Here is a 16,654-nt window from a genome sequence, read left to right on the forward strand (position 1 = left end):
CTGCTGCGTTTTCAATCTCACGATCTCGCTGCCAGCAGCGGGGCTAATGGAGGCACCCATGATCCGATTTGCATTCGTAATACTAGCGCTGATCCCCAGTTTTGGCGTTGCTAAGGAATCCAAGCCCTACGACACCACGAAGTGGAAGGCCGCGATTGACAAGTTTCTTGCGGCGGACGAGGCCCAGCCGACCGAGCCGGGGGGGATCTTGTTTGTTGGCAGTTCCAGCATTGTGATGTGGGACCTGGAGAAGTCGTTCCCCGGCAAAGGCTATCTCAACCGTGGGTTCGGGGGCTCGGAAATCGCCGACTCGGTGCATTACTTTTCGGATCTCGTGACCAAACACAAGCCGCGGCTGGTGGTCTTCTACGCAGGAGACAACGACATCGCGGCGGGCAAATCTCCCGAGCAAGTTCACGAAGACTTTCAAGCATTGGCCAAAAAACTGGAAAGCGAGCTGCCGGACACCAAGCTGATTTACATTGCGATCAAGCCGAGCATCGCTCGTTGGAAGCTGGCCGACAAAATCCGTGAGGCCAACGAACTGATCAAGGCGGACTGCGAGAAGAACGAGAAGTTCACGTTTCTTGATGTGTGGCCCGTGATGCTCAACGACCAAGGTGAACCGCGCGAGGATATTTTTCTGGGCGACGGTTTGCACATGAACGACAAGGGTTATGAAGCGTGGGTGGAGTTGATTGGGCCGGAGTTGAAGTGATGGTAACACAACCGAACCACGGCATCGGGACGATGCCGGCTAACGGATGAATTTAATACCCGATTACGAATTGCTTGACTTTGGTGGGGGGAGGAAACTCGAACGCTTTGGCGAGTGGGTATTGGATCGTCCCGCGCCGGGGGCGGATGGTTTGCCGAAGCATCGCGAGCTGTGGCAGTCGGCAACGGCACGCTACACGGGCGATCGCACGACGGAAGGGAGTTGGAAACCCAAGACGTGGCAAGTACCGAGTTGTGAGTTGCGCGTGGAGTTGGAACATTATAAAAGCTTTCAGCTTTTCCTGTCGGCATTGCCTTCGGGGCAGGTGGGAGTTTTTCCGGAGCAGCTTGCGAATTGGGCTTGGATTGCTAAGCAGGTTGGCAGACCCGCTAAGCCGCAAGCGGCGGTTAAGGTTTTGAATCTGTTTGCTTATACCGGGGGGAGCACTTTGGCGGCGGCGTGTGCGCACGCCGAGGTCACGCACGTTGACGCGGCGAAGAGCATGGTCGAACGCGCGCGGGAGAATGCGAAACTCTCGGGCCTTGAGAATGCACCGATTCGCTGGATCGTGGAAGACGCCGTCAAGTTTTGTCAGCGGGAAGTGAAACGCGGTAATCAGTACGACGCGATCATTCTCGATCCCCCCACGTATGGCCACGGGCCGAAGGGGGAAGCTTGGTCGATCAAACGCGATCTGCTGCCACTCTTGGAATCTTGTGGTGAACTGACGGCGGGGCGATTGAAATTCGCGCTTTGCACCTGCCACACGCCGGGGATTGATGCCGCGGAACTGAGTGCGTATCTCTCGGATGGCATGTTCGGCCACTGTGGCCAGCCTCCCGCAACCGGTACGCTGTATTTAACCAGCAGCGATGGGCGGAAGCTGGAGAGTGGGACGTTTGCGCGTTGGCCTGGATAGGAATAGAACGCAGATGAACGCGGATTAGGCAGATTGGCACGGATCCAATAAACTTTAGTTGAATTGTCCTTTTATCCATGTGTTTTTAATCAGCGATCATCCGTTAAATCCGCGTTCATCTGTGTTCTATTCCTCATGCCTCATCAAGAAATTACTAGCCGACAGAATTTGCGGATCAAGGACGCGGCGAAGCTGCGCGATGCGCGGCAGCGCGCGAAGCAAGGGCGGTTTATTATTGATGGGGTGCGTGAGATTGGCCGGGCACTGGATGCGGGGATTTCTTTTCTCGAAGTGTTTATTTGTCCGCCGCTGTGCGGTTCTGATTTGGCCCAGGAACTCTTGCCACGGCTGGATAGTTGTGGGGCGGTGGTTGCCGACGTGACGCCCGAAGTTTTCGAGAAGCTGGCCTTCGGCGAGCGAAGCGATGGCATCGTGGTCGTGGCCTCGACTCCCCAGCGGAGCATCGATCAGTTGGAGCTTCCCGAGCGGCCGTTGATCGCGGTGCTTGAGGGTTTGGAAAAGCCTGGCAACGTCGGAGCCATATTGCGCAGTGCCGATGGCGCGGGGGTCGATGCCGTGATCGTGGTGAATGCGGGGACGGACTTGTTTAATCCGAACACGATCCGCGCAAGTGTGGGGACCGTGTTTGGAAAGCAGGTGTGTCTCGCAACGGTGGAAGAAACCTTGAATAAGTTGCTTGAGTGGCAAATGCCGATCATCGCGACGCGGCCTGACGCGACCATGCTTTACAGCGAAGTCGATTTTCGCCAAGGAGCGGCAATCGTGTTGGGCACTGAAGCGACCGGGCTCACCACGGCATGGCAGCAAGCGGACATCGTTGGCGTGAGGCTCCCCATGCGCGGGATTGCCGATAGCCTGAACGTGTCGACCACCGCGGCGGTTTTGTTTTATGAGGCCCAAAGGCAACGGATCATGTGAATCTAATATGTCATTCCGAAAGGAGCCACAATCCCGACGGGAAAAGACGGCGACTTGAGGAATCTGGCTTCGATCTTCACACGCCGCCATCATTACGTTTGAGTGCTGCAAACCAGATCCCTCGGTCGGCTAGCCTCCCTCGGGATGACAATTCACCGCGCGGCCAGCGTTCGCGGCTTTGTCGATTGTTATAATTTGTTATGCACCTGCCCATCTCCGCGCTTGACCGCAAGACGCTTCGCGATCTTTGGCACATGAAAGGCCAGGCGGTGGCGATCGCGCTGGTGATCGGCTGCGGCATCGCGCTCTTCACACTTTCTCGCAGTTTGTTGCATTCGCTCGAGCTGACTCAGTCGACCTATTACGACAGGTTTCATTTCGCCGAGGTGTTTGCTTCGCTCAAACGGGCTCCCGATGCGCTGTCCGAACGGATTGCCGAGATTCCCGGCGTGGCGCGATTGGAAACGCGGATCGTGATCGGCGTGAATCTCTCGGTGCCTGGGCTAACCGAGCCAGCGACAGGCCGATTGGTTTCGGTGCCTGATACCCGCGAGCCGCTGCTGAATCAAATTTACTTGCGGCGGGGAAGTTGGCTCACGCCGCGTGCCGACGACCAAGTGATCGCGAGCGAAGCGTTCGCCGATGCCAACCATTTGGAAGTCGGCGATTCGATTTTCGCGGTGATCAACGGTCGGCAAAAGAAACTGCGGATCGTGGGCATTGGGCTGTCGCCGGAGTTCATCTACGAAATCAAACCGGGCGACATGCTCCCCGACAACCAACACTTTGGCGTGTTCTGGATGAATCACGAAGCGCTCTCCACGGCATACAACTTAGAAGGGGCGTTTAACGACGTGGCGATCTCGCTGATGCGGGGGGCGAATGTCGCCGAAGTGCTGTTTCGTTTGGATGAATTGCTTGAACCGTATGGTGGCTTGGGGGCCTATGCCCGTAAGGATCAGCCATCGCACATGTTCGTGGATAATGAAATCGAACAGAACCGCCAGCTCGGCTTGGTGATGCCGTCGGTATTTCTGGGCGTGGCGGCGTTTTTGTTGAATGTTGTTTTGACGCGCACGATCAATTTGCAACGCGAACAAATCGCGGCACTGAAAGCGTTTGGCTACAGCAATCTGGAAATCGGTTGGCATTATCTCAAGCTCGTGCTGCTGATCGCCATCGTGGGACTCTGCTTTGGAATTCCCTGCGGGGCGTGGTTTGGCAGCGTCGTTACGGGAATGTATGCCAAGCTGTTCCACTTCCCCGAGTTTCATTACCAACTGACTTATGACGTGGCCCTCACGGCGGCGATTGTTTGCATCGTGGCGTCGGCGCTGGGAGCGTATGGCGCGATTCATCGGGCGGTGTCGTTGCCCCCCGCCGAAGCGATGCGTCCGGAACCACCGACGAGTTTTGGCCCGACGCTGCTTGAGCGGTTGAATCTTGGGCATTTCCTGTCGCCCGTGATGCGGATGATCGTGCGTCAGTTGGAACGCCATCCCGTGAAGACGGGGCTTTCTGTGTTTGCGATTTCTTTGGCCGTGGCGATCGTCGTGCTGGGTAACTTCATGGAAGATGCCGTGAACTATGTGCTCAACGCCCAGTTCAACGAAGTGCAGCGTTACGACATGTCGCTCACAACGATTGAACCAATGAGCGACACCGCGATTCATGAAGTCGCCAGCATGCCCGGCGTACTCTATTGTGAACCGGTGCGCGGGGCGTCAACGAGAATGCGGCATGGCTCGCGCAGTCGGCGGGTCAGCATTCAAGGCTTGCCCGCGGAGAGCAAACTGTATGGCTTGATTGATATCAACGGCACGAACATTCCCTTGCCTCCCGACGGATTGATCGTCTCCGAGAAACTGGCCGAGATTTTGGATGTGAAAGTCGGGGAATCGGTGCAAGTGGAAGTGCTGCAAGGCAAGCGGCCGGTGAAGGACGTGCCGATAGTTGGTGCATTGCAAGATTTCTCCGGGGTGTCGGCTTACATGAATATCGATGCACTCGCGAAGCTTTTGCGCGAGGGGCCGACGATCACCGGGGCGAATATGATCGTCGATGCCAAATACACCGACGAGTTGTATCACGAGTTGAAGTTGGTCCCGGCCATCGCGGGGATCACGATCAAGAAACATGCCATCGAGAGTTTCAACAACACCGTGGCCGAAAACTTGATGACGATGAAGACGATCAATCTATTTTTCGCCTGCGTGATCGCCATCGGCGTGGTATACAACAGCGCGCGAATTTCGCTTTCGGAAAGGAGCCGCGAGTTGGCGACCTTGCGTGTAATCGGCTTCACACGCGGCGAGATCTCTTCGATTCTACTGGGGGAGCTAGCAATCATCACGCTGCTGGCCGTGCCGCTCGGGATGTGGATTGGGTATAAAATCGCTGGTGGCTTGGTGGCGCTCTTGGATTTGGAGTTGTTCCGATTTCCGCTGGTGATTGAACGCAGCACTTATGCCCTCGCGGCGGGAGTGGTGATCGCGGCCTCACTGATTTCGGGACTGCTCGTGCGGCGGCGGCTCGATGAATTGGATTTGGTCGCGGTGTTGAAGTCGCGTGAATGAATCATGATGCAGTCATCCTGAGAGAGGCTCACCGACCGAAGGATCTGGTTGACACCAGCGAAAACGATGGAACATCGAAGGGAATGGAACCTAGATTCTTCAGTCGCCTAAGCTCCTTCAGAATGACAGAATATAAGTATGAAATCAAAATATCGCAAACTCTTGCTGGTGCTCTTTGCGGCGGCGATTGTCGTGGCTATTGGCTGGGGATTGGTTCCCGAGCCGGTCGCCGTCGATTTGGCCGAGTCCACGCGCGGGAAGATGGAAGTGACGGTTGATGAAGACGGCAAGACGCGAATTCGCGAGAAGTACGTTGTGTCGGCACCGCTGGCGGGGCGGGTGTTGCGGATCAACATGGATCCCGGCGACGAAGTGGAAGCCGACGACACGCTGCTGGCCGTAATTGAACCGCGTGATCCGGAGTTGTTGGACGCCCGCACGATCGCTCAAGCGGAAGCCCGGGTGAAAGGTGCCGAGGCCTCGCTCGAAAAGATGGAACCGCTGCTCGAGGAAGTGACCGCCGCGCAGCAATACGCCGAGTCGGAACTCAAGCGAGTCCGCGAAGTGGAGAAAAAGAATCCCCAAGCGGTCTCGGATTCGGATATCGAAAGCAAACTGCTTGCCTCGCGCATACAGGCAGCTTTGTTGCGCTCGGCGCAGCAAAATAAGGAGATTGCTAAGTTCGAGTTGGCGCAAGCACGCGCGGCGCTGATGCGTTCGCGGCCACCCTCGGAGAATCCGCCCGCGCAGACGGTATCAGAAGAAACGAATGGCTGGAATTTCCCGATTCGTTCCCCTATCGATGGGCGGGTGCTGCGGGTTTTTCAAGAAAGTAGTGCCGTCGTGGCTCCAGGCGCTTCGCTGTTGGAGTTGGGTGATCCCACGGATTTGGAAGTCGAGATCGACGTCCTTTCGCGGGATGCGGTCAAGGTGCAGCCGGGGGCTTTGGTGTATCTGGAACATTGGGGAGGAGATCACACGCTGCAAGGCCGGGTGCGACTGGTCGAGCCGTCGGCCTTTACCAAGATTTCCACCTTGGGAGTCGAAGAGCAGCGGGTGAACATCATTGTTGATCTGGTTGACCCGCCGCAAGAGCGGACCGAACTTGCCGACGGGTTTCGCGTGGAAGCGCGGATCGTGATTGCCGAGGCCGAGGATGTACTCAAAATCCCCACGAGTGCTTTGTTTCGAGTGGGCGACAAGTGGGCCGTGTTTCGTGCCGAGAATGGGGGGGCTCGCGAGCAAATCGTGGAAGTCGGATTGCAAAATGGTTTGGAAGCGGAAATTCGCGACGGGCTTTCCGCCGGGGATTTGGTGGTGATGCACCCGGGGGATGACGTGGTGGATGGCACGAAAATCGTGCAGCGGCGCTAAGCCGCGAGCGGGTGGTTGCGTTGACAAGCCTCCACAAGCTGCGGAAGATGGCGGCATGGCTGAAGCAACAAAACCACTTGTCGGCGTCATTATGGGTAGTTGCAGTGATTGGGACACCATGCGATTGGCGTCCGAATTGCTCACCGAGTTTGGCGTCGAGCATGAATCGCAAATCGTGTCGGCACATCGCACGCCCGAGTGGATGTGCGAGTACGCCAAGAGCGCTGAAGGCCGCGGGCTGGAAGTGATCATCGCCGGGGCAGGGGGGGCCGCTCATTTGCCGGGGATGGTGGCCGCGCTAACGGTGCTGCCCGTGTTGGGTGTGCCGGTTGAAAGTCACACGCTCAAGGGGATGGACTCGCTGCTCTCGATCGTACAGATGCCGGGGGGTGTGCCTGTGGGGACTCTCGCCATCGGCGCGGCAGGGGCTAAGAACGCCGCACTGCTGGCCATTCGCATTCTGGCGGGGAGTCGCCCCGAGTTGCGCGAGAAGCTGCACGCGTTTCATCAGCAACAGACCGATCAGGTTCGCCAAGATAAACTCTCGTGAGTGCCACGATGGCCAACACCCTTCGCAGCAACACGGCAACTTCATTGGAACCTGGGGCCAGGCTCGGCATGTTGGGGGCCGGTCAACTTGGCCGCATGTTTGCGCTCGCCGCCGCTCGGCTGGGTTATCATGTTCACGTTTTCTCGCCGCGCGTGGATAGTCCGACGGGGCAAGTCTCGCATCGTGAAACGGTAGCCGACTATGCCAACGTGGAAGCGATTGCGAAGTTCGCTCAATCGGTCGACGTGGTGACACTCGAGTTTGAGAACATTCCCACGGCGGCAATTGAAGTCGTTGAAAAATATGCCCCCGTACGGCCGTCGCGGTCGGTGCTGTACATCACGCAAAATCGTTTGCGAGAGAAGCAGTTTCTCACGAAGATCGGCGTGCCGTGCGCGCCATTTGCCGAAGTGAATTCGCTCGCCGATTTGCGAGCGGCCATTCAAACGATCGGCGTCCCAGCGGTGTTGAAAACGGCCGACTCGGGGTACGACGGCAAAGGCCAAATCACGATACAAAGTGCCGATGAAGCTGAGGCGGCTTGGCAATTTGTGGGCGAGCAGCCGGCGGTCCTCGAAGGGTGGATTCAGTATCAGCAAGAACTGTCGGTGACTGTGGCTCGCTCGACGACGGGCGAAATCGTCACCTGTGGGCCGATTGCCAATGACCACGCGAATCATATTCTCGATGTGTCGCGATTCCCGGCGAAAGAATTGGCAAGCGTTGCCGATTCGGCTCAAGCGATGGGCCGTGCGATTGCCGAGCAGTTGGATTTAATTGGCGTTTGTTGCGTGGAGATGTTTCTCACACGCGATGGTGAACTCATCGTGAATGAAATCGCCCCTCGGCCACACAATTCGGGGCACCTCACGATTGAAGCGTGCGTGACTTCGCAATTCGAACAGCAAGTGCGAGCGATCTGTGGCCTACCGTTGGGTTCGATGGAACCGCACACACCCGCAGCGATGGTGAATCTGCTGGGTGATCTGTGGGAGAAGGGCGAGCCCGATTGGCTAGAGATGCTCGCCGTGCCGCGCGGGTATTTGCATCTTTATGGCAAGACCGAAGCGAAGCCGGGACGGAAGATGGGGCACTTCACGGTGCTGGGGGATGATGCGGCACACGTGGCGATGGAAGCACGTGGGCGATTGATTCCCTAGCCGCGATTCAACGAATCGCAGGTCCCGGGCGCAACCGCAGCGGGACGTTGCGGCTATATAGTTTTAATGTCGAAAATGTCTTGTGCCGGTGAAGATCATCGGTAGGCCGTGCGCATCGCAGGCGGCGATGACTTCGGGATCGCGTTTGGATCCGCCCGGCTGGATAATGGCCGTGATGCCCGCGGCGGCGGCTTGTTGGATCGAATCTTCAAACGGAAAGAACGCGTCAGAGGCCAACACGCAGCCCCTCGTCGAATCGCCCCCCTTGCGAATGGCGATTTCGACGGCATCGACGCGGCTCATTTGGCCTGCACCCACGCCGACGATTCCTTGATTCTTGGCAACCACGATGGCGTTCGACTTCACGTGGCGGCAAACGGCCCAGGCGAATTCCAAATCGGCTTGCAGTTCGGGCGAAGGTTTTTTGGCGGTCACCACTTTCCAAGCTTTCACATCGTCGGCCAGATCGTCGGCGGTTTGGGCGAGCATTCCGCCATCAATCTGGCGGTAGACAGTGATACCCTCGCCCGGCAGAAATTTACCGGTTTTGATTAACCGCACATTGGCGTGCCACTTAGGTTTAGTCGTGAGCACGACCAAGGCATCCGCATCGAAATCGGGGGCCACAATGGCTTCGACAAAGCGGCCTGGCTCGGCCAAGTATTCGGCCATGGCACGATCCACCGGCACATTCACGCCGATGACGGAACCAAACGCGCTCAAGGGATCACCGTCCCAAGCCTTGGCAACCGCATCGCCCAACGTGGCAGCCGTCGCGGCTCCGCACGGATTGTTGTGCTTGAGGATCGCGACGCCAGGCACGGGGAGCGACTTGGCAATCGCAAGTGCTGCATCGAGATCGAGTAGATTGTTAAAGGAAAGTTCTTTGCCGTTAATCTGCTCGGCGTTCACCAAACTATGCGGATCGGTGTTAGGAAATGCATACAGAGCTGCCGATTGATGGGGATTCTAGCCATAGCGCAACGTGTCGCGACGTTCGAGCGAGAGCAGCACGCGCTGCGGATAGGTTTCATCAGTTGCCGCATTGATTTTGGCAAAGTAAGCGGCGATCGCCGTGTCGTAGGCGGCAGTACGCGTGAAAGCCGCGCCGGCGAGTTGGCGGCGGGTTTCTAAGCTCGTGCAACCGTTCGCTCTGAATTCAGCGAGAATCGTTTCGTATTGGGACGCACCAGTGGCAAGCGTGACGAAGGCGTGATTCTTAGCCGACGAACGGACCATCGACGGCCCACCGATATCAATTTGCTCGATCGCTTCGGGGATCGTGACATCCGCGCGGGCGATCGTCTGCTCGAACGGATACAGATTCACCACCACGAGTTCAAACGTCAGAATGCCATGCTCGGCGAGCGATGCCATATCACTCGGATTGTCATGTCGACAAAGCAACCCGCCATGCACTTTGGGATGCAGCGTCTTCACGCGGCCATCCATCATTTCAGGGAAGCCGGTGTAGGCGGCGACGTCGCGGACTTTGATTCCTGCTTCTTCGAGATGCTTACGCGTGCCACCGGTGCTAAAAATTTCGACGCCACCTGTAACGAGTTCGCGCACGAATTCGATGAGGCCGGTTTTGTCGCTGACACTGATGAGAGCACGTTTGATCGGAGGGTTCATAGAAAGAATTTCGGAGTGCGGAATTTGGATTGCGGATTCGTGGCGGGAGCGGTCTTGGGCTAGCCACGATAGCACTTCTGGTGACGGCTTTCAACGAAGCGAAATTTTGCTTTTGAACCGGCTGAACCGACGCCGCGTAGAAGTGTCCAGTTGTGGCCGGAGTTAGGAAGAACCGGCATTTTTGGCAGGATGCTCTTTTCCGTCGCGAATCGCAGAATCGGAGTCCTCAGCCGCACAAGCGGTACAAACGGTTGATCCCTTAAGTTGCGATCAACCGCGCTGTCCGCCCCCACAGTTTCAATCGGATGCCTTAGGGTAATTCCGCAAGGGCTGTGACGGTCGCGCGATCCGGGACTCTCAGAAGTGTGAAGAAACTGCATAGCAAGTTTTTTGACGAGCACCTAAGCGTGACCTATATTCACGTATGCGGCAGATTCTGACCCAGTCTGCTGCCGGTGCGCACTTACCCGGCTGGTCCCTCAAGGCGAGGGTAAGTCACCAACCGCTTGGCGATTGCCCCACACCCCTGCGGACGCGACCTCCCCACAATAGACAACGAGCATCTCATGCAGATTCGGGTCCATCTCGAACGAACTCTTCAAACTTTTCGCGGGCAGCGGCTCGCAGCACGACGCGGCAATTCGCTGCTCGTGACGGCCACTTTGTTGAGCTTGATCTTTGGCGGTAATGTCTCCGCTCAAGTCTCGCGCAATGAACCGGTCACTAGCACGCAAGCCCACTCCAGCACCGCAATCAATACCGTGCTTGATAAAGGCCGGCAATTGGAAACCACGAACCGCTGGGGCGAAGCGCTAAGCCACTACGAAGAAGCCTTGCGGGAATACCGCGGCAACGAAACTATCGAACAACGTCACGACCTCGCCAAGCTGCATTACAGCGTCGAGCGTCGCTACCATGATCGCAGCTTCCTGGAATCGATCACCGCGCTCGACCGCAATCAAGCGTTGTCGCTTTATACGGAGTTGCTGCAAAAGACTAATACCCATTACGTCGCGGAACCACCCTGGCGAAAGCTAGGCACGCGGGGCGCCGCGGCCATTGATTTGGCCCTGAACGACAAAAATTTCATCACCGCCAATCGCCTGCAACTCTCGAGCAATCAGCTCTCTCAGGTTCGTAAAGAAGTCTATCAGCTGCTCGGGCAGCGAAATTTGCAAACCTCACGAGATTTGGTGACCTTCGCCAACGATACCGCACGGCTTGTTGAATCTCGCACGGGCGTGCCAGCCACGGCTACGATTCTCGAATTCATCACCGCTGCCGCCGAAGGGCTCGACGATTACTCATCGTTCCTAACGGCCGATCAGCTGCGTGAAGTCTACTCACAAATCGAAGGCAACTTTGTCGGCTTGGGTGTCGAACTCAAAGCCGAGAATGGGGCCTTGTTGATCGTGCACGTCATTCCCGGCAGTCCCGCAGAACGGGCTGGCATCTTGGCTCAAGATCGTATCGTGGCGGTTGATGGCAAGAGCACCACGGAACTTTCGACAGACGAAGCCGCATCGATGCTCACGGGTTCCGAAGGGAGCTACGTACGGGTGACGGTTTATTCGCCCAACACCGAACCTCGCGTGCTGAACATTCGTCGCGAACACGTTGACGTGCCGAGCTTGGAAAATCCCAAAATCGTCGATGAGGATTTCGGTATCGCTTATATCCGGATCCCAGCGTTCCAAAAGACCACGGCTCGTGATTTGGAAACCGCCTTGTGGGATTTGCATCGCCAGGGGATGCGGTCGCTGGTCTTGGACCTGCGTGGCAATCCGGGTGGCTTGCTGACCGCTTCGGTGGAAGTAGCCGACAAGTTTTTGACCGAAGGCAACATCGTGTCGACCCGCGGCCGTAGCCCCCAGGAAGACTTTAATTACCAAGCCCACTACGGTGGCACTTGGCGGGTCCCGCTGGTGGTGTTGATTGATGGCGACAGTGCCAGTGCCAGCGAAATCTTCGCCGGTGCGATCAAGGACAACAATCGCGGCACGATCGTCGGCACAACCTCTTTCGGCAAAGGCTCGGTGCAGGGCATCTTCCCGCTTGGTTTTGCCGGGGCTGGTATTCGCTTGACCACGGCCAAATTCTACTCGCCCAGCGGCATGCCGATCAGCCACCGGGGTGTGGAACCGCACGAACAGGTGCAAGTGGTGGCCAAACCGGTCAACGGAACGGTCGATTCTGCCAGCGATTTGGTGCTGCAAGCCGGGATTCAGGCCGCTCGAAGCCGCTTGGCTTCGCGGTAGTGGTTGACGATCTCCCGCCGGTGGCAAATACTGGCTGTTTCCCCAGTACTCGTGGACGGCCGTAGTAAGTTTCTTTTTTGGCCGTATTTCGCGCGTCCTTTCCGCTCCGATTGGTAGTTAAGTCATGCCGTACAAAAAAGAAGAAGACGACGACCTGTTCGACGACGACGATTTCGAATTCGTCGATGACGACGACGATGATGAGGATGACGACGAAGACGAGGACGAAGACGAGGACGAGGACGACGACGAAGAAGAAGACGAAGAGGATTCCGAACTCGACGAAGTCGAGGAAGAGGAAGAGGCTCCGCCCGCGAAACCAAAGCGTGGCGCTCGTAAAACTCCTACTAGAACCGAAAAGGCTGAAAAGGCGGCTCCCAAACCTCGCGCCAAGGCTGCACCAAAACCTCGCGGCAAAGCCGCTGCGGAAAAGCCCGCTCCTCCTGCTGCTGAGCCTGAGGACGAGGAAGAGGACGAAGTCGCTGAGTTGGTCGCCGAAGAACCCGAAGTCGCTGCAGAGCCAGTTGGCCCTCCCGCGGATCACGTGATTCATATCTATGAATTCCGCAAGTTCAAGCGGACGATTGCTCGGGATTTCACCAGCGAAGACGCCGACAAGTTTGCGGTGGAGTACAATCGCACTTCGTCGAATCACAGCCGCTGGGCCGTGTCAGGCAATAAGACCGACCAACCCACGCCGAAAATCTGACGGTTTGTTGGCCTGTCTGCTGGCTGTGGCCTAAAATTCCGTATTAGCCGTTGAAGTGGTATGCCCGCGCCAGAACGTGCGTCTGCCCCAATCACACCCCTCGTGCGCGGATTTCACCTGTCAAATCGACCCCGTTCGCGGTTTCGAGCGTAAGAGAAGTGGTACGATATGGAGGATCGCTTTGGTCCAAGATTTTGGCCAAGCATCGGGCACAATCCGCGCCCGCTGATCTATTCTTGACTATCGAACACCAACTCGTCTCCATGAATTAAGGTAGAGACCACATGAGTGCATCACCACGAATTTTGAACATCGCTCTCGGCTTGCTTTTGCTGGGCGTCTTGAGCGTGCCAGTCCAGGCCCAAGCGACCCGCGATCCCAATGCGACGGCTGCTTACGAGCAAGGCCTGAAGTTCATGGAGGAAAAGAAGTGGGATGATGCGATCGCGGCCTTTGCCAAGGCTACCGAGATCGATCAAACATTTGCCGAGGCGTACGTCGGTCGCGCGGATGCCCTGCGTGAACTCGAGGATTTCACGTCGGCCCTGCAAGTCTATCGTCAGGCAGAAAATCTCAATCAAAAGCTGCCCGGCTTGTACTTGGGTCGTGGCATTGCCTATCGGGAAGTGGGCGACATCAACATGGCCATGAGCGATTTTGACAACGCCATGGAATTAGATCGCAACAATCCTGAGATCGTGGCCAACTTGGGTGACTTGCTCGTGAACAACGTGCAGAACCCCACGCGTGCCTTGCAAGTCTTGAACAAAGCCATCGAGCTTGACCCCAATAACGCGAAAGCTTATCGCAACCGCGCGTTGGCTCACACTCAGATGCGTCACTTTGACGAAGCAGAAGCAGATTTGGCAAAGTCGGTCGAGTTGAAGAACGACGATTTTGAAACCTACTCGGTACAAGCCACAATTTATCAATATCAAGATAAGCCCGAAAAGTTGCCCAATGCCATCGAGGCCCTCACCAAAGCAATCGAGAACTATAAGAATCGTGAGAAGCAGGACAGTGCTGATCCGAAGATTTACGTCCAAGGATATCTGCAACGCGCCAATGCCTATATGAAATTGGCCAGCGATCCGAAAACTCCCACCGAGAAGCAAGAAGAGTTTTATAAAAACGCCATCCAAGATGCCGACGCAGTACTCGCGGAAATGCCTGAACAATATCCTATCTCAGGCAACGCTCTGTATACCAAAGGCGTCGCAGAACGGATGCAAGGCAACTACGGCGAAGCGATTAAAGCTTTGACCGACGCAATTCAACAGCTTCCGCCGGGGGAATCGGGGTCTTATGCGTCCGAAGCTTATCGCAAACGTGGCATTTGCTGGCACCTGCAAGGCGAGAACCGTCTAGCGCGTGGCGACTTCCAACAAGCCGCGGCGATTGACTATACCGATCCCTTGCCTCACATGTGGACGGGTTTCACATTCGTGGAAGAGGGGGATTATCGTTCGGCCATCGATGCTTACGGCGAAGCGATTGCTAAAAACCCGAATTTCTCGCTGCCTTACATCAATCGAGGTTTGGCTTACTTGCAACTCGGTGAATACAACCGTGCGGCCGACAATTTCAATGAAGCGATCCGCGTCGAGCCGAGCAACCCTGACAGTCACGTCAAGCGCGGCCTGACCTACATGATGCTCGAAAACTACGATAAGGCCCTTAATGCGTTTGATCTGGCCCTGCAATACGATGAGGATAACATCGAGGCATTAGAAGGGACCGTGGAAGCCTTACGGCAGTTGGGCCGCAGTTCCACCGCGGAAACTTATGCCAAACGAATCGATGATTTGAAAGCGAAGAATAACTGATCTGGCTTTTCATTTGATGATCTTTGAGCCGGCGGATGCGAAAGCATTCGCCGGCTTTTTTTGTTGAGATCTCACCGCCCACTGAAGTGGGCTCGCCTACGCGGCTTTGACTGAGACGAGCTCCGCGAACAGCGCGTCGAGGCAGCGGGTGCTCTTGCCCCAATCGAAAAGCTGGCCTTTGATTTCGGTCTTGGCTTCAACGCGACTGCCTCCCGGAGCACGGGCAACCGTGATGATCAAATCCCCTTCGAGGGCAAATAAGTCCGACGGCAAAGCGGCCACAAGAATACAACCGTCGGTGAGCTGATGCGCGCCGCGGACTGTGCGGCCGGCACGCGCGAGCGAGCATAAGAGCGCAACCAGAATCCGACCTACGGGCTGGGCGATGAAATCATTGCGTGATTTGCCGGTCTGAATGCCAAGCTTGGCATAGGTGGATTGTGCGAAATGGGCAATGCTGGTCATGGGGAGCGAAATTGGCAAGCCGGCCATTTTGCCGAGTGCTTTGCCTGACATTTCGAGAAAGTCTTCGCCGGTCATGGCTTTCTTCGATTGGCTGGCCGCGCGAGCGATGAGATCGCGAACCTCGGCGATACGAAGCAGTGTTTCGTATTCGATGAGGTCGGACCAATCGGTGGGGAGGGCAATCGTTTCCGTCGAGGATGCAACGATCGGTTGCAGTTTGGTTCCGCATGTCGAGCAGAATTTCCCTGCGGCCTGGGCGCCGCATTCGGAGCAAAACATGACACGCCTCCCTGCGCAATCAAAATGCATTTCGAACCGAGATCGCTCTTGGCTTTATCGTCCCAAGACTGGGGGCAACATGAAGAGGAGTGCTAGCACATTACTGCACCACCGGCTGAAGAAGACCCGCCTAGGCGTTGATCACTTCTTCGGTGACGTCGGCCACGAAGTCGTCGACTTGCTCGGATTGGCCGGGCCAATCGGCACCAACGTTGACCCCCACGCCGGGCTCCTTGAAGAACCAATAGAGCATGTCGCGTGTTGCGCTAAAGTAAGTTGGGTAGAGCGGCAACGGATTGGTGGCCTGCTCGGCGGCGTATTTCTTGGTGAGCTCTTCCAATTGGTCGTGCGACACCCGCGGGTGGCGGTGGTGCGGACCGTGGACGAAGATGTCGAAATTCAGGAAAGTGCAAAACTTGGTGATGACATTATCGGCAATCACGGTCCGCGTGCCATGCAACGGGTCGTAGCTTTTCATGCCGAGATGCTCGGTCAACTTGCGGCCATTTTGGAAGAAGCCCGCGAGCATGTAGGGGATGACCCACACGAGCGCGAACGTCGACCAGCGGTCGTAGTAAGCGACGATGCCCAGCACAACCGCCCAGAAGCAGGCCATGCCGATATATTCGCCACGAATCGCGCGGCGCTGCTCAGGTTTGAGCGGCGAATCTTGGTGGAAGTAAATCCGGCCATAAACAATCGGTGCGGTCAGCACGCCCAAAAAGAGATCGCACCAGGCGAAAATCTTACGAAACCAGCGCGGGGCACTGGGATCGGAATACGGCCAGAGTTCCCAGTCGTTGGGTTTGTTTAGGTAGGCGTGGTGGCGAATGTGGGTCTCTCGGTAGGACGTGTAAGGAACGAACATCAGCCAGCCCAGCACCTTGCCCAAGAGAACGCTCAGTCGCTGCGAGCTAAAGAGCGTTTGGTGGGCTGTCTCATGAAAACAGCTTGTCCAGCAGAACATGAAGTAGCTGGTGACCAGAATCCAAAACACGCGCACCGCCCAATGATCGGTCGGCCACGGGTAAGCGACCATCACCATCGAAAAAATCTGCGCTGGGAAAAACAGGAAGCGAAGTGCCGTCTTGCGGTTGGCGATGGCTTCTTTTTCGGCGTCGGAAAATTGGGTGAGTCTCATAACGGCTCCGCCAGCATGGAGGCGAGAGTTGGGAAACTAAATCCTGATCGCGCCAGGTGCGCTAGGTACAACTTGCATTCCGCAATTCTATCGCCAAAGCCGCTC

At 56.6% G+C, this 16,654-nt stretch carries 12 protein-coding genes and 1 pseudogene; 10 read left to right on the forward strand and 3 right to left on the reverse strand.

The window, feature by feature from the left end:
- Positions 1-58: 58 nt before the first annotated feature.
- The 7 genes from AC6T8Q_RS20120 to AC6T8Q_RS20150 all read left to right on the forward strand — a co-directional run bounded on the left by AC6T8Q_RS20120 (position 59) and on the right by AC6T8Q_RS20150 (position 8,236).
- Positions 59-718 carry an SGNH/GDSL hydrolase family protein gene (locus AC6T8Q_RS20120; protein ID WP_500680787.1) on the forward strand — a complete coding sequence of 220 codons (660 nt, stop codon included), beginning with the start codon at positions 59-61 and terminating at the stop codon, positions 716-718.
- A gap of 46 nt (positions 719-764) precedes the next feature.
- Positions 765-1,637 (forward strand): class I SAM-dependent methyltransferase, encoded by an 873-nt coding sequence (locus tag AC6T8Q_RS20125; RefSeq protein WP_500680788.1) that lies wholly within the window; start codon positions 765-767, stop codon positions 1,635-1,637.
- A gap of 135 nt (positions 1,638-1,772) precedes the next feature.
- On the forward strand, positions 1,773-2,576 hold the full coding sequence (locus AC6T8Q_RS20130; RefSeq protein ID WP_500680789.1) for a TrmH family RNA methyltransferase: 804 nt from the start codon (positions 1,773-1,775) through the stop codon (positions 2,574-2,576).
- 200 nt (positions 2,577-2,776) lie between these two features.
- Positions 2,777-5,152, forward strand: a complete 2,376-nt coding sequence (locus tag AC6T8Q_RS20135; protein ID WP_500680790.1) for an ABC transporter permease — start codon at positions 2,777-2,779, stop codon at positions 5,150-5,152.
- 138 nt (positions 5,153-5,290) lie between these two features.
- Positions 5,291-6,526: an efflux RND transporter periplasmic adaptor subunit gene (locus AC6T8Q_RS20140; RefSeq protein ID WP_500680791.1), complete on the forward strand. Its 1,236-nt coding sequence runs from the start codon at positions 5,291-5,293 to the stop codon at positions 6,524-6,526.
- Positions 6,498-7,076 carry a 5-(carboxyamino)imidazole ribonucleotide mutase gene (purE, locus tag AC6T8Q_RS20145; protein ID WP_500680792.1) on the forward strand — a complete coding sequence of 193 codons (579 nt, stop codon included), beginning with the start codon at positions 6,498-6,500 and terminating at the stop codon, positions 7,074-7,076. Before AC6T8Q_RS20140 ends, purE begins: the two co-directional genes overlap by 29 nt.
- Positions 7,077-7,084: 8 nt before the next feature.
- Entirely contained in the window at positions 7,085-8,236 is a 1,152-nt protein-coding gene (locus AC6T8Q_RS20150; RefSeq protein ID WP_500680793.1) for a 5-(carboxyamino)imidazole ribonucleotide synthase, read from the forward strand.
- Between the two features lie 63 nt (positions 8,237-8,299).
- On the opposite strand, the pseudogene purH reads toward AC6T8Q_RS20150, so the two are convergent.
- Positions 8,300-9,871: pseudogene (gene purH, locus AC6T8Q_RS20155) on the reverse strand (bifunctional phosphoribosylaminoimidazolecarboxamide formyltransferase/IMP cyclohydrolase).
- A gap of 566 nt (positions 9,872-10,437) precedes the next feature.
- Here purH and AC6T8Q_RS20160 point away from each other — a divergent pair.
- The 3 genes from AC6T8Q_RS20160 (at position 10,438) to AC6T8Q_RS20170 (ending at position 14,664) form a co-directional block, all read left to right on the forward strand.
- Positions 10,438-12,129 carry a S41 family peptidase gene (locus AC6T8Q_RS20160; RefSeq protein WP_500680794.1) on the forward strand — a complete coding sequence of 564 codons (1,692 nt, stop codon included), beginning with the start codon at positions 10,438-10,440 and terminating at the stop codon, positions 12,127-12,129.
- 124 nt (positions 12,130-12,253) lie between these two features.
- Complete coding sequence (locus tag AC6T8Q_RS20165) at positions 12,254-12,838, forward strand: hypothetical protein (RefSeq protein WP_500680795.1); 585 nt, start codon at positions 12,254-12,256, stop codon at positions 12,836-12,838.
- A gap of 284 nt (positions 12,839-13,122) precedes the next feature.
- Complete coding sequence (locus tag AC6T8Q_RS20170) at positions 13,123-14,664, forward strand: tetratricopeptide repeat protein (protein ID WP_500680796.1); 1,542 nt, start codon at positions 13,123-13,125, stop codon at positions 14,662-14,664.
- Between the two features lie 96 nt (positions 14,665-14,760).
- Here the strand turns inward: AC6T8Q_RS20170 and AC6T8Q_RS20175 are convergent, their stop codons facing one another.
- Positions 14,761-15,408: a hypothetical protein gene (locus AC6T8Q_RS20175; RefSeq protein ID WP_500680797.1), complete on the reverse strand. Its 648-nt coding sequence runs from the start codon at positions 15,406-15,408 to the stop codon at positions 14,761-14,763.
- Positions 15,409-15,538: 130 nt separating this feature from the next.
- Positions 15,539-16,549, reverse strand: a complete 1,011-nt coding sequence (locus AC6T8Q_RS20180; RefSeq protein WP_500680798.1) for a fatty acid desaturase family protein — start codon at positions 16,547-16,549, stop codon at positions 15,539-15,541.
- Positions 16,550-16,654 lie beyond the last annotated feature (105 nt).

The sequence above is a fragment of the Bythopirellula sp. genome, assembly GCF_041737835.1.
In the GTDB taxonomy this organism is placed as follows: Bacteria; Planctomycetota; Planctomycetia; order Pirellulales; family Lacipirellulaceae; genus Bythopirellula.